12 protein-coding genes are annotated in these 13,017 nt (G+C 48.2%); 6 read left to right on the top strand and 6 right to left on the bottom strand.

Annotation, left to right across the window (positions count from 1 at the left end):
* Positions 1 to 89 precede the first annotated feature (89 nt).
* From ACYVF1_RS11900 to ACYVF1_RS11910, 3 genes are all read left to right on the top strand, one after another.
* On the top strand, positions 90 to 935 hold the full coding sequence (locus ACYVF1_RS11900) for a serine O-acetyltransferase (RefSeq protein ID WP_461078907.1): 846 nt from the start codon (positions 90 to 92) through the stop codon (positions 933 to 935).
* A gap of 68 nt (positions 936 to 1,003) precedes the next feature.
* Positions 1,004 to 1,912 (top strand): cysteine synthase A, encoded by a 909-nt coding sequence (gene cysK, locus ACYVF1_RS11905; protein ID WP_461078909.1) that lies wholly within the window; start codon positions 1,004 to 1,006, stop codon positions 1,910 to 1,912.
* A gap of 101 nt (positions 1,913 to 2,013) precedes the next feature.
* Positions 2,014 to 2,883: a YitT family protein gene (locus ACYVF1_RS11910; protein ID WP_461078911.1), complete on the top strand. Its 870-nt coding sequence runs from the start codon at positions 2,014 to 2,016 to the stop codon at positions 2,881 to 2,883.
* Positions 2,884 to 2,896: 13 nt separating this feature from the next.
* Here ACYVF1_RS11910 and ACYVF1_RS11915 read toward each other — a convergent pair whose 3' ends face one another.
* On the bottom strand, positions 2,897 to 3,199 hold the full coding sequence (locus ACYVF1_RS11915; RefSeq protein WP_461078913.1) for a winged helix-turn-helix transcriptional regulator: 303 nt from the start codon (positions 3,197 to 3,199) through the stop codon (positions 2,897 to 2,899).
* A gap of 191 nt (positions 3,200 to 3,390) precedes the next feature.
* Here ACYVF1_RS11915 and ACYVF1_RS11920 point away from each other — a divergent pair, with 191 nt between their 5' ends.
* Positions 3,391 to 4,299, top strand: a complete 909-nt coding sequence (locus ACYVF1_RS11920) for a DsbA family protein (protein WP_461078915.1) — start codon at positions 3,391 to 3,393, stop codon at positions 4,297 to 4,299.
* Between the two features lie 329 nt (positions 4,300 to 4,628).
* Entirely contained in the window at positions 4,629 to 7,067 is a 2,439-nt protein-coding gene (locus ACYVF1_RS11925; protein WP_461078917.1) for an outer membrane beta-barrel protein, read from the top strand.
* A gap of 68 nt (positions 7,068 to 7,135) precedes the next feature.
* Here the strand turns inward: ACYVF1_RS11925 and ACYVF1_RS11930 are convergent, their stop codons facing one another.
* The 4 genes from ACYVF1_RS11930 to ACYVF1_RS11945 all read right to left on the bottom strand — a co-directional run bounded on the left by ACYVF1_RS11930 (position 7,136) and on the right by ACYVF1_RS11945 (position 10,584).
* On the bottom strand, positions 7,136 to 8,002 hold the full coding sequence (locus ACYVF1_RS11930; protein WP_461078919.1) for an SDR family oxidoreductase: 867 nt from the start codon (positions 8,000 to 8,002) through the stop codon (positions 7,136 to 7,138).
* A gap of 21 nt (positions 8,003 to 8,023) precedes the next feature.
* On the bottom strand, positions 8,024 to 8,617 hold the full coding sequence (locus tag ACYVF1_RS11935) for a TetR/AcrR family transcriptional regulator (protein ID WP_461078921.1): 594 nt from the start codon (positions 8,615 to 8,617) through the stop codon (positions 8,024 to 8,026).
* A 183-nt stretch (positions 8,618 to 8,800) separates the two neighbouring features.
* Positions 8,801 to 9,559: a class I SAM-dependent methyltransferase gene (locus ACYVF1_RS11940; protein WP_461078923.1), complete on the bottom strand. Its 759-nt coding sequence runs from the start codon at positions 9,557 to 9,559 to the stop codon at positions 8,801 to 8,803.
* Between the two features lie 113 nt (positions 9,560 to 9,672).
* Positions 9,673 to 10,584: an EamA/RhaT family transporter gene (locus tag ACYVF1_RS11945; protein ID WP_461078925.1), complete on the bottom strand. Its 912-nt coding sequence runs from the start codon at positions 10,582 to 10,584 to the stop codon at positions 9,673 to 9,675.
* 144 nt (positions 10,585 to 10,728) lie between these two features.
* Between ACYVF1_RS11945 and ACYVF1_RS11950 the strand changes: the two genes are divergently transcribed.
* The gene (locus tag ACYVF1_RS11950; RefSeq protein ID WP_461078927.1) at positions 10,729 to 11,400 is read left to right on the top strand and encodes a PorT family protein; all 672 of its coding nucleotides are present in this window, start codon (positions 10,729 to 10,731) and stop codon (positions 11,398 to 11,400) included.
* A gap of 20 nt (positions 11,401 to 11,420) precedes the next feature.
* Here ACYVF1_RS11950 and ACYVF1_RS11955 read toward each other — a convergent pair whose 3' ends face one another.
* Positions 11,421 to 12,983: a hypothetical protein gene (locus tag ACYVF1_RS11955; protein WP_461078929.1), complete on the bottom strand. Its 1,563-nt coding sequence runs from the start codon at positions 12,981 to 12,983 to the stop codon at positions 11,421 to 11,423.
* Between the last annotated feature and the right edge of the window lie 34 nt (positions 12,984 to 13,017).

A 13,017-nucleotide genomic window follows, 5' to 3' on the forward strand; every position in this document is an offset into this window, starting at 1 on the left:
TTTCCCCAGAACGGGGTGTGGCCTCCACGAACAATGCACAAATTCCTTGTCTTTTTCTCATTTCCTGACGCCATACACTCGCTAATCGTATGACCACCGGTACCAGTAGTTTCTTAGAACACCTGCAAACCCAACGGGCACGCTACCGTTACAGACTTCCATCGCGGCCTGATGCCGGCCGTTTCATCGACCAGCTTATGCGGCTGTTGTTTCCGGTTACGCAGGACTGTAAATCGGTTTCGCAGCATGTCGAGGAAACGTATCAGGCACTACAGGATCAGCTCACCAACCTGATTTGCCCACTCGAAAAAAACCTGACCGAAAGTCCGGCGACGATCACCGGCCGTTTTTTCGAGCGTCTCCCGGCCATCTACGACAGTCTGCTACTCGACGCACACTCAATTGCCGATAATGACCCCGCTTCAATTGGCGTTGAGGAAGTTGTGGCGGTGTATCCCGGCTTCTACGCCATTGCCGTTTACCGGATCGCTCATGAGCTGCTGCACCTTGGCGTACCGCTTCTGCCCCGCATGCTGACCGAATATGCCCACGGACAAACCGGTATCGACATTCACCCCGGCGCTACCATTGGTCGGTCTTTCTTCATCGATCACGGCACGGGCGTGGTCATCGGCGAAACCACGATTATTGGCAACAACGTCAAGATTTATCAGGGTGTTACGTTGGGCGCAACCTACGTAGCGAAATCGATGGCGCAGAAAAAACGTCACCCAACCATCGAAAACAACGTAGTGATTTATGCCAACGCGACTATTCTGGGCGGTCATACCGTAGTCGGTCACGATTCGGTTATTGGCGGTAACGTCTGGCTCACCAGTAGCGTAGAACCCCATTCACTGGTTTTCCATCAACACCAAACCGACGTTCGGTTAAAATCACTGGAGTCTCTCGAACCGATCAACTTTGTGATCTAGTAAAAGAGACAAAACGACCTGCGGAGACAAGACATACCTTGTCTCTACTAACCCATTCACGACTATTTATGAAATTTCCTTCCATCCTCGCTACCATCGGTCAAACTCCTCACGTACGTATCAACCGGCTATTTCCGGGTTATGATGTCTGGACCAAACTGGAACGGGCCAATCCCGGTGCCAGTATTAAGGACCGGATTGCACTGGCGATGATTGAGGATGCCGAAGCGAAAGAACTGCTCAGGGAGGGAAGTACCATTATTGAGCCAACTTCGGGCAATACCGGTATTGGTCTGGCGATGGTAGCGGCCGTGAAGGGCTACAAAATTGTGCTGGTGATGCCTGAATCCATGAGTGTCGAACGGCGCAAAATCATGGCTGCCTACGGTGCCGAATTCGATCTGACACCACGCGAAAAGGGGATGAAAGGTGCCATTGAACGGGCGCATGAGCTAGTTGCTTCTATACCCGGCGCCTGGATGCCCCAGCAGTTTGAAAACCCGGCCAATATCGACGTGCATATACGTACCACGGCCGAAGAAATTCTGGCCGATTTCCCCGATGGTTTCGACGTATTGATTACGGGAGTTGGTACGGGTGGTCACATTACGGGAGTTGGACAGGTTTTAAAAGAAAAATTTCCGGCGCTGAAAGTCTTCGCCGTTGAACCTGAATTATCGCCGGTACTTAGCGGTGGCACACCGGGACCACACCCAATTCAGGGCATCGGCGCGGGATTTATTCCTCAGAATATGCATACCGATTTGCTCGACGGTGTAATTCAGGTCAGTAAAGAAGAAGCCTACACGATGGCACGACGGTCGGCTCGGGAAGAAGGCACTTTCATTGGCATTTCGTCGGGGGCGTCGCTGGCGGCTGTTGCGAAAAAATTACCAGATATTAAGCCTGGTAGCCGGATCTTAACCTTCTGTTATGATACCGGCGAGCGGTATTTATCGATAGAAGGTTTATATTAGCCGTTCTGTCTCTCAGGCGATTCCGCTTATAGCCATTCCTTTTACTTATCCATTCACATGGGCCGATACCCATTTGTATCGACTTTTAATCAACGTTATTTATGCATAGACAAACAAATACGTATCGAATCATAAAGGATTCTATCTTTATTGTAGCTGGTGTATTCAGTGCGGGTCTAGGGATTAAAGGCTTTCTGACATCCAGCAATTTCATCGACGGGGGCGTCACGGGCGTTTCCATGCTGATGGCTAATCTGTTCAAAATCCCCCTTCCTTTCTGGTTGCTCATTATCAACCTGCCCTTTATTGGTCTTGGTTATCGGCAATTTGGCCGTCAGTTCGCCTTGAAAAGTACGCTCGCTATCGCCGGGCTCTCAATCAGTCTGGCCGTTGTCCCTTACCCAGACGTAACACCTGATTTTCTTCTAACCTCAGTTTTTGGAGGATTCTTCATTGGTGCAGGTATCGGTCTGACTATTCGCGGTGGCGCCGTTCTGGACGGTACGGAGATTGCCGCCCTGCTCATAAGCCGAACGAACCCAACGCTCAAAGTCAGCGACGTGATTCTAGTACTGAACGTATCGATTTTTGGTGCTGCGGCATTCTTTCTGGGTGTCGGCCCGGCACTGTATTCGATGATTACGTATTTCGCAGCCTCGAAAACGGTCGATTTTGTGATTCACGGTATTGAAGAATATACAGCCATTCTGATTGTCTCGAAAAATCCGGAACCCATTCAGCAGCAAATTATTGAGCGAGGCTGGGGTATCACTATTCTTCGGGGCCACGGTGGCTACGGCAAGCACGGAAGCCACCAGGAAATAGACAGTGTATTATACACAGTTATTACACGACTGGAAATCAGCCGGCTACGTTCGATGGTCATTGAATTAGATCCCAATGCTTTTATCATCCAGCACAGTGTTGATGACGTAGCAGGGGGTAAAGTAAAAAGCCTGCCTATGCACTAGACCAGAACACTGGTTATAATGTCTCTAACTGCTTGAAGACGGGGATTAACGGTCGTCCTTTTTCGGATAACGTATACTCAATGTGTAAAGGCTTTTCTTTAACTATTACCTTGTTCAGATACCCCTCTTCCACTAATTCTTTCAGAGAAGAAGCGAGAGATTGCTTATTAGCTCCCTCAATTTGACGTAACAACGTATTGAAGCGGAGCGGACCGTTCAACGCTAGCCGAAATAGCTGCGGCTTCCATTTTCCGGCAAGCAGCTTTAACAGCTCTTCGGCAGGACAGCCATTATCATTTTCTTGTACTTTTCCCATAGTCAAGTTTTTTTGACTAATTGACTTCACCTAAAACCTGCACCAACTTTGCGGAAAAGTCATGTGTTAGAGTCTGGTAGAGACATTTAACAAAGGTACTTCAGAATTACAGGTGAAAGCCTTATCAAAAAGATCTAAAATGGATTTAACATGGATTTAGTGAAATCCGTTTGACAGAAACTCAAACTAAAATGGAAAATCAGACTATCAATCCGCTGCTGTGTGATCTGGAAACGGGTCAGTGCCAGATTCCAGATTCATCAACGCTCGACGTAGCCAATAAACCGAACAAAGCACTAAAAATTATTTACTATACCGACCCCATCTGCTCGACCTGCTGGGGAATCGAGCCACAATTGCGGAAACTAAAGCTTGAATATGGCAACGACCTTGACATAGAATACCGTATGGGCGGTCTATTACCAGACTGGAGTTATAACAGTGGAGGCATCAGTAAGCCTTCCGACGTAGCACACCACTGGGACGAAGTCAGTCAATATTATGATATGCCTATCGATGGTGATATTTGGCTCGAAGATCCGTTGCCTTCTTCTTATCCACCTTCGATTGCTTTCAAGGCTGCTCAGTTACAGGATGAAGTGAAAGCAATTGAATTCCTGCGCAAGATGCGCGAGATGGTTTTTCTGCAAAAGAAGAACATTACGAAGTGGGCGAATGTGGCGGAAGCGGCTCAAGCGGTTGGGCTGGACAGTGCGCAACTGAGAATCGATTACGACGGCAAAGCCAGAACGCATTTTAAGGACGATTTGGAGCTCGGCCGGCAATTGGCAGTGCGGGGATTTCCAACCTTGTTCTTTAGGGATGATTTAGGAAGACAGGAAGTTGTCTACGGATTTAAGCCCTACGATTTATTCGAGAAAGCTGTTCAGGATCTGCACCCATTAGTAGTAAAAGAAGCTTTTGATACACAATGGCAAAGCTTATTCTCAGTGTATCATTCGCTGACGGCCCGTGAATTTGCAGAATTGTCGGGCATGTCCCGGCAAGAGAGCGAATCTTATTTACAGAAATTGGCGGCTGAGGGTGAGTTGAGCCAGCTCGACACGAAAAACGGTAGCTTGTGGAGCAATAAGAATTGAGCTATAACACGATAAGTAGACTCGTGAAAACTATTTAGATCGATATTTTTTAATTCATTAATACTCTGAAAGGGACTTTGTCTAACTACAAACAAAGTCCCTTTTAGAGTATTTGCGTGTTATGAGGCTGCAAAGAATCCAAATTCTTTACGTTCAACTATTTATCTGAAGCAGATTCAGCTGCAACGCCCATAATTTCCTGCATTTTACTTTATTTTCCTCCCGCTAAAACTCATTTTTAGCCGCTTGTGGAGAAGTGCCGCGCTTCGTTCATAACGATTCGTCTTTTAAACGAAATTCGTTTTTCATCAACCTAAACATTACTCCACATGGCGTTTTATCTACGCGCTGGCCTTCTTTTCTGCTTATTTCTCACCTGTCATGTAGCATCGTACGCCACAAAAGATCCGATTGTTTCGGGTTCGGTACGCGATGAGCATGGTGCTAAAGTCGAATTCGCGACTGTTGCGCTGCATCGGGCTACTGATTCGGTCGTCGTAAAAACTGAATTCAGCGACGAAAGTGGTACGTTCCGATTCGATAAACTTCCGGCAGGAGAATATTTCGTATCGGCCTCGCAGGTTGGTTTCGAACGAAGCCAGACAGCTACGTTCATAATCGCTTCTATCGACCAGACACTCGCTCCTATTCAGCTCAAGCCCAGTCAAAAAATGCAGTTGAAGGAAGTGACAGTACAGGCTCGGAAACCGCTTTTCGAGCGGGAGATCGACCGAATTGTAGTTAATGTTGAGGGTAGTCCGCTCAGTGCCGGTGCTACGTCGCTGGAAGTGCTGAGCCGTGCACCGGGCGTTACGGTTGACCAGAATGATAATCTGGCGCTACGTGGGAAACAGGGCGTACTGGTACTCATTGACGGCAAGCGCGTTCCAATGACAGGCACCGAACTCGGCGATATGTTGCGGGGTTTACCGGCCAATTCGGTTGAGAAAATTGAACTCATCACCAATCCACCGGCCAAATATGATGCGGCTGGTGGTGCTGGGATTATCTCCATTAAATTAAAAAAAGACGGTCGACAGGGGACCAACGGCAGCGTTAATATGAGTTATGGGTATGGCCGTTACGGCAAATTCTCCACGGGTCTTTCGCTCAATCACCGGCATAAAAAACTAAACTTATTTGGTAGCTATAATTACAGCGACCGCAACGTGTATACACAGCTTAATTTGCACCGAAACTTCTACCAAAATAATCAGTTTGCGGGCAGCAGTGATCAGGCGAATTCGGGTAAAACCAACTACACTACGCATACATACCGCGCCGGTCTGGATTATAGTCTTTCGAAGCGAACATTGGTTGGAGTTGTAGTAAACGGACTGGCAATGGATGCGGAAGCCAAGCTCACCAACGCGACCCGGACCGCCGACGAGAAGAACGCGTTACAATCTGATTATCAATCAGCTAATCGCCGAACACTATCGATACCGAACCGGGCGCTCAACGTCAATTTCAAACATAGTTTTGACTCAACCGGACGTAGTGAATTAACCATTGACGGCGACATTGCCCATTACGAAACTCACCGGCTGCAAACGCTGGCCACTACGTTCACGCTGCCGGTACGTCCGCCCACTACGTTGTATGGTAACCTGAACGGCGCGCTGGACATTCGTTCAGCAAAAGCTGATTTCACCCATACGTTCTCCAACAAATTACGGCTCGACGCGGGCGTGAAAATGAGTCGGGTACATTCAGATAATAACGTACTGTTTGTGAACATCAATGAAGGAGTCAGCGTCATCGACACGGGAAAAAGTAACCAGTTTCGGTACGACGAAAGTATCGATGCGCTCTACGTTAATCTGAATAAAACGTTCAAAAAATTAACGATTCAGGCGGGTCTGCGGGGTGAACAAACCAACGCAACGGGTTATCAGGTAATTGGCAACACGGGTTTCGAACGCAATTATTTTCAGTTGTTTCCGAGTATCTTCTTCAAACAATCGGTATCGAAACTGCACGATTTGAGCCTGTCGCTAAGCCGACGTATTGACCGGCCGACATATAACCAGCTAAACCCATTCCGGGCCTATATCGACGCCACTACGTATTTCACCGGCAATCCGTCACTCTTTCCGCAGTTGAGTTATAACATCGAACTGACGCATACCTTTAAACAGAAATTTGTTACGTCGGTGATTTATACTCGGACCGATCAGCCCATTATTGACGTAATACAACCCGCCCCCGAAGGAAACCGCCAGGCCGTATCAACCTTCCAGAATCTGACTCGTTCGGAGTATTTCGGGATTACGATGGCCGTACCGGTGCAGCCAACTTCCTGGTGGACAATGGATAACAACGTAGTAGCGTACTACAATCGGTTTATCGGCAATCTGGCCGGTACGTCTATTAATCGTGGGATACCAACGTATACCATCAACAGCACCAGTACGTTTACCCTGGGGCGCGGCTGGACTGCCGACTTATCGGGCCGGTACCAATCGCGGGAACTGTATGGCTTTCTGGACATCCGCCCGCTAGGGCAATTAAACGTGGCCGTGCAGAAAAACATGTGGGGTAAGAAAGGCACGCTACGTATGAACGTAACGGATATTTTCTACACGAATCCGGTTCACGCTACGGCGGCTTATGCGAATTACGTGGAGCAGTTCGATCAGCGGCAGGACACTCGGATTGCGACAGCGTCGTTCACGTATCGGTTTGGTAGTGATACCATTGCTCCGTCGCGTCGTCGGACGGGGGGCGCAGAAGACGAAAAACGCCGGGCTGGTGGAGCGTCGTAAACGTACAGTATGTTAATCGTCAGTCAATAGTCATTATTTTTTCAATCTTGATGACTATCGACTGACGACTATTGACTTAGCTGTGCAAACCCCTCAATTGTTATTTCGGGTTTTCCCAGATCGGTCCAGGTCTGCTCGGCCTCGAATGTTTCCGGATATTTATTAATGGCTTCAGTGATGTGCCATCCATAATTTGCCATGGTGTTGAACCATCCTACAAATTTCATCAACGAGGCAGGGGCTGTCAGTACGCGCAGTTTTTCTTTCGAATAAGCCGCTACGTAACGTTCTGCCGCTTCGAGCTGAGTCACTGGTTCTGGTCCCTGAATTACGTATTCCTGCGGAACGCCTTCTTTCGCCAGGAACAGCGCTTTGGCTACCTGCTTCCCGTAATCCTGAGCGGCAACGTACCACTGTTTTATGGCTGATCGACCAATAAGCAACACCATGTTGCCGGCACGTTGTTGGCCGCTGATCGTTTCCATAAAACAGGATGGATAGAAAATACTGTACGGAATGCCTGATTCTTTCAGAAGACGAACGGCATTCTGCTTGATGTCAAACGCCCACCAGTGAAATCCGTTCGTTTCCTGGTAACGCATGACGATCGATGCCAGATAGGCAATCCGCTGAATTTTTGCCTGACGAGCAGCCTGAATCAGATTTACAAGCCCTTCACCCTCGGTATGAAAGTCACTCTGTTTTTCCGTTTGCTTTACGGACAGGTTCAGATAAACGGCATCCATTCCCTGCAAAGCATCAGTCAGGCTGGCTACGTTTTTAACATCACCAGGCACGACTTCAGCTTGCGGAAACAGCGCATTCGCCTTCGCTACGTCTCTGGCTATGATACGTACGGTATGCCCTGCCCGAATGAGTTCAAGCGTAACAGGATGGCCGAGCATACCCGTTGCGCCAATAATGGCGACACGCATAAAGACCAGAATGTAAGCGTTTTAGCTCAATTGACGTACAAATCGACGCATCGTTTCACAGTAGATCTGCTCCGACTGTTCAACGGGTTGCTCATCTTTAAGCAGCATCGCCAGCGTAATCATCCCGTGTGATAGTGACCACCACTGGTAATAAAGTCGTTTGATACTTTCTTTCGACTTGGGAATGAACGAGAAAATCGTTTGGCAGACAATATCACTAACCGCCTGCATCATCTCGGATTGACAAACCGGCATCGTGCAATAGGCACCGTCCAGATTGTACATTACCTGATAAATTTCGGGTTGCTGGCGAGCGAATTCCCACTGCGCCACGGATATTTCGTACAGGCGTTTTTCGGGGTCGCGGTAGAGTTTGAGGATACGGTCGTATTCCTGGTAGAGGTGACGGAAACCTTCGTTGCGAATTTCATCTAACAGCACATCTTTGCTGTCGAAATATTCATACACTATAGGCGCACTGTATTCAATGGCATCGGCGATTTTACGAATCGAGACGGCCTGCCAGCCCTCTCGTCGGGCAATCGACTTGGCCGTTTTTACGATGCCTGAGCGGGTCTGCTCACGGCTTCGCGGCTTGCGTTCGATTATTTCCATAAGTAATAGGTACTCAGTCTTCAGTTAACGGTGTTAAATTGTGTGTAAACTACATATTATGTTAATACTGTCCAAAGTATCTGGCAGAATTTCAAAAAAAAAGTAATTTACTACCAATTACACACTCGAAATTTTCATAAGTATCTGTTTTGCAGACTAACAGACGAACCTGTAGCCACAATATCAGTTACTTGATTTTTCAGCAAGTAACCAAACTGCTTCATCTCCCAGTTGATACGTATCACCATCAGTCGTTCCGTAACAACCGATCACTGTTAGGCCTGCTTCAGAAAACAAATGAACCAACTCAGCCAGCGTGTACACGTAGTACTGAGCATTACGTTGCTGAATTTCACCCTCACGTACGTAGGTAAGTTGAGCGTCTATCCTACTGGCAAGCGCGTCGTATTCATGCTCCGCCAGGAACAGTATATTGTCCCCCACAGGTTGCCAATTACGAGCTTGATAATCAGGCAGTATTGATTCAGCCACCATTTCTGAATGAGCCAGAAAACGACCTCCCGGCTTCAGTAAATCGGCAATTCGGCGCAGAAACGAAAGCATTTCGAGCCGGGGAAAGAAACTGAAACTATTACCTAAACAATACGCGGCATCGAACGATGCCGCCTTGCCAAAGTCAGTGAGGGGCAATGTCAGGAAATCACCAGCAATGGCATTGATTGCCAGTTTATTAGCGCTGGCCGTTGTTTCTAGCTCAGCAATGTATTCCGGTGAAATATCGACCGCTGTTAATCGGGCTCCCATTCGGGCAAGTGGCAACGCATGACGACCGTATCCACAGAAGACATCCAACAATCGGTCGTCGGGGCCAAATTCCAGCGTTTCAACCAATAATTCGAGATCGAGATGCGTTTGTTCATCAGTTTGGGCGGCCTTCCAGGTTTCCTGCGGCAAACCGTAAAAAAAATCGTGATACCACATAAATAAGCAGTTTACAATTTACAGCCGTGAGTTTACCGTTGTCTATTACTGAGTAGTTTATCAATAACGACAAACAACTAATAACGGTAAATAGTAAACTGTAAACCCTAGTATTAACGCAATGAAATAAGTCCGATGGCGAGGATGGCGAGTACCAACCCAATTTTGTTTAGATTTGAGAGTTTCTCCCGAAAGAAGAGCGTTCCCAGCAAAGCAGCCAGCAAAATAACACCGATGTTATAAAGTGGATAAACAAAAGCACCGTTGCTGCCAAATTCCGATAAGGCCAGCAAGAGCGTATAAAAACTCAGAAAATTCGGGACTCCCAACGTAACGGACGCCACCAGATTTTTACCTTGAATCGTTTCTTTCCCCTGAATAATACGTACCACGAGCATCAACAGGCCAGCGCCAACAGCGCCCAACACCATCGTCAGCATAACCTGAATCGTCTTATCGGTCGACGAAATGTACCGGAGGTTCATGTAGTTAATCAACGTATTGGTGATGCCGTATAGTAGAAATACGGCCACCGGAAGTAACACGTTCAGGTTCATCGGCGTTTGCCCGGAACGTACCGCCGTCGGCTCATTTCCAGTTTCTGGTTCTTTTTTATATGTACTCAAGCCCACGGCCACCACTGCCAGTACCAAACCCAGGTAATTCAACGTACCGAACGTATCAGTTCCCGTTTGAAAGACGAACAGACTGAAACAGACCGGAATAACCAATGACAAATTATTGGCAAGCGACGTAGCGGTGATGCCCACTCGCTGAGTCGATGCGCCCGACAGCAGAAACGTAATGATAAACCCCACACCTAGCCCCAACGCCAGCCAGGTCCAGTCTTGCGCGAAATCGACAGAAAACGTCTGCCCCGCAGGCAGGAGCAGCCAGCCGACCAGAAAACAGACCGGATAATTGAACACAATGGCCTGAAACGTATTGACTTCGTAACGTGGAAACAGCCGGAAATTGAGGAGCAAGAGAACCGATAGTACAATGCTAAGCACTAGAAAGAGCATGGCGAATCGCAATTTTCGGACGAAAATAATAGCACCAACGGCTTGTCCGTATATCTTTAGCTGGTTTCGTAACGCTTTCGACGTAGCAATACGTTCGTATCGCCTGAACAGACCTTACTTTTGCGACAAGCTTATTCTCACGTTATGCGGATTTGGGTACGGGTTTTATTGCTTTTTCTGTTAGTTCGATCGATGTCAGTGTTTGGTCAGCACAAGCTAACGCTCTCGGTGGCCAGTGCACCCTCGTATGTGCATACTGCTTTTAGTTACCGATACCTCTATCCCGACAGTGATGGCCAGATTGTGGAACCCATTTTCATGAATGGCGAACGGTGGTTGCCGGGGATTCAGGCAGGCCTTACGGCTACGTATACCTGGGAACCGGGCTGGTCGGTTTCGTCGGGGATCTGGTATCACCAACTCACAACGCGTCAGGTACGGCAAGCCATTGCGGGAAACGGACGTAGTACTATTCGCTATAGAACCATTCGTGTACCAGTCCTGCTTCATTTTCGGATGAATCAGAAGCGCTTATCGCCTTATTTTTCGTTCGGTACATTTCTCGATTTTCCGATACCCTCGCGGGTAATTGCCGAACGTGAAGGTTTACCCACTCAATACCTCCGTCTCAGCGCCGACTCAGGGCCAATCTTTCACATCATGCTGGGCGCTGGCGGTCAATACCGGCTTAATGAACGGCTTTCCCTCACCCTACAACCGCTGGCATCTTACAAACTGGGCCGATTTGGCGGGGCCGATACGAACGACCCGTCGTATGAAATCAGTATGCTGGCGCAAATCGGCTACACGTTTTGAGTTTGCTACGTTCGGGGAATCTATTTTTTCTCCAGCAGTTGGTTGACCAGGCGTTTCAATTCATCGATCTCAGCCTGTTGCTGCTGATCCTTTTTTTCCATCCTCAGCAATTTGTCCTCCTGCGATTGATTGGTTTTTTCCAGTTGAATACTGTAAAGCGTGAGTTCCTCAATCTTTGCCAGCAACGTAGCATCCATCTTCGCTACGTCGATACCTTGTTTCACTACGTCTTTAGCCGAAGGAACGCCCGGCAGATGACCGTGCTGACGGACGTAGCGCTCCACTTCGGGCAAATCCTTTAGCCGATACGTAGCATCAAAAACGTAGTCACTCCACTCCGAGGTATTTTTCACCGCTACTTTGACTTTCTCGGTTAAAATCCCCTCTTCCACAAACAGCTTATAGCCCGAAGGAGTGTGTGCTACGTTGCTACCGATGATGACCGCAGCATTCTGAGCACTTTGCAGAAACGTACCGCTACGTTGCCACAACGATTCCGAAACGCCTTCCCGGACCGAGCTGTTTATGCTACCTAAGACCACATCTCCAGCCGAATTTACAGTCAGGAACTTGTACTGGTTTGTAACGGAAGCTGGCGAGCTGCTGGTTAAGTTGGTCAACCGCAAGCCTGATTGGTTGGCAATACCCTGGGTGATTTCCAGCTTGTTCTGAGGGGCCGAATTACCGATGCCTACCTTTGAACCCGGTGCTCCCAGAATGACGGAGTTACTGACGGTGACAATGGCATTGACACCGATGGCTGTTGCGTTGTTGACCGTGGGCCCATTCGTACCAGCACCGAAGCCAATAAAGGTATTGTAATTGCCGCCCCCATTGCCCGTGTAGTTGGCTGCCCGGCCGATGTAGGTGTTGTTCTGGCCGGTAGTGCTGCCGTAGCCCGAGCCATCACCAATGAAGGTGTTACCCAAGCCTGATATATTGTTGTAGCCGGAGCCATTGCCAATGAAGAGGTTATACGAGCCGTTACTTTGAATGCCTGCTGCGTTGCCCATAAACAGATTGGCAGTGCCGGTGGTGTTGTTCAAACCAGTTTGATAACCAATGAACACGTTATTGCCAGCAGTGGTGTTTGAATTACCTGCCTGATGGCCAATGAACACGTTGTTGCGACCAGTGGTATTGTTTGACCCAGCAAAAGAACCCAGGAACGTATTCTGGCCTCCGGTTGAATTCACATTACCTGCTGCATAGCCCAGGAATGTATTTAGGCTTCCGGTTGAATTCAATTGACCTGCAAGTGAACCCAGGAACGTATTCTGGCTTCCGGTTGAATTGGCGTAGCCCGTATAATAGCCAATAATGACGTTTTCAACGCCCGATGTGGTTAGCATCCCTGATCTATAGCCCACAAATGTGTTACCTGTGCCCGTATTACTTTGCCCGGCAAAGGCACCCAGGGTAACCGTACGGCTTCCTGCATACGTACCCGCATAAGGTCCCAGGGTTATGTTTGATTTTCCATCAGCACTAGTCGATGCGGTGTAGTAGATACTTTCGGTTTGTTGAGCCAGGGCAGGGCTCATTAAAGCACCTACGCAAAGTAATAGAAGAGTTTGTTTCATCGCGTCAGAGATTTCATTTTATCAAATCTAGCTG

It is taken from the genome of Spirosoma flavus, from assembly GCF_054778555.1.

What these genes read in the sequence shown, in the direction of transcription:
- ACYVF1_RS11900 (WP_461078907.1), top strand. Translation starts at nt 90, where the DNA reads ATGACCACCGGTACCAGTAGTTTCTTAGAACACCTGCAAACCCAACGG.
- cysK (WP_461078909.1), top strand. Translation starts at nt 1,004, where the DNA reads ATGAAATTTCCTTCCATCCTCGCTACCATCGGTCAAACTCCTCACGTA.
- ACYVF1_RS11910 (WP_461078911.1), top strand. Translation starts at nt 2,014, where the DNA reads ATGCATAGACAAACAAATACGTATCGAATCATAAAGGATTCTATCTTT.
- ACYVF1_RS11915 (WP_461078913.1), bottom strand. Translation starts at nt 3,199, where the DNA reads ATGGGAAAAGTACAAGAAAATGATAATGGCTGTCCTGCCGAAGAGCTG.
- ACYVF1_RS11920 (WP_461078915.1), top strand. Translation starts at nt 3,391, where the DNA reads ATGGAAAATCAGACTATCAATCCGCTGCTGTGTGATCTGGAAACGGGT.
- ACYVF1_RS11925 (WP_461078917.1), top strand. Translation starts at nt 4,629, where the DNA reads ATGGCGTTTTATCTACGCGCTGGCCTTCTTTTCTGCTTATTTCTCACC.
- ACYVF1_RS11930 (WP_461078919.1), bottom strand. Translation starts at nt 8,002, where the DNA reads ATGCGTGTCGCCATTATTGGCGCAACGGGTATGCTCGGCCATCCTGTT.
- ACYVF1_RS11935 (WP_461078921.1), bottom strand. Translation starts at nt 8,617, where the DNA reads ATGGAAATAATCGAACGCAAGCCGCGAAGCCGTGAGCAGACCCGCTCA.
- ACYVF1_RS11940 (WP_461078923.1), bottom strand. Translation starts at nt 9,559, where the DNA reads ATGTGGTATCACGATTTTTTTTACGGTTTGCCGCAGGAAACCTGGAAG.
- ACYVF1_RS11945 (WP_461078925.1), bottom strand. Translation starts at nt 10,584, where the DNA reads ATGCTCTTTCTAGTGCTTAGCATTGTACTATCGGTTCTCTTGCTCCTC.
- ACYVF1_RS11950 (WP_461078927.1), top strand. Translation starts at nt 10,729, where the DNA reads ATGCGGATTTGGGTACGGGTTTTATTGCTTTTTCTGTTAGTTCGATCG.
- ACYVF1_RS11955 (WP_461078929.1), bottom strand. Translation starts at nt 12,983, where the DNA reads ATGAAACAAACTCTTCTATTACTTTGCGTAGGTGCTTTAATGAGCCCT.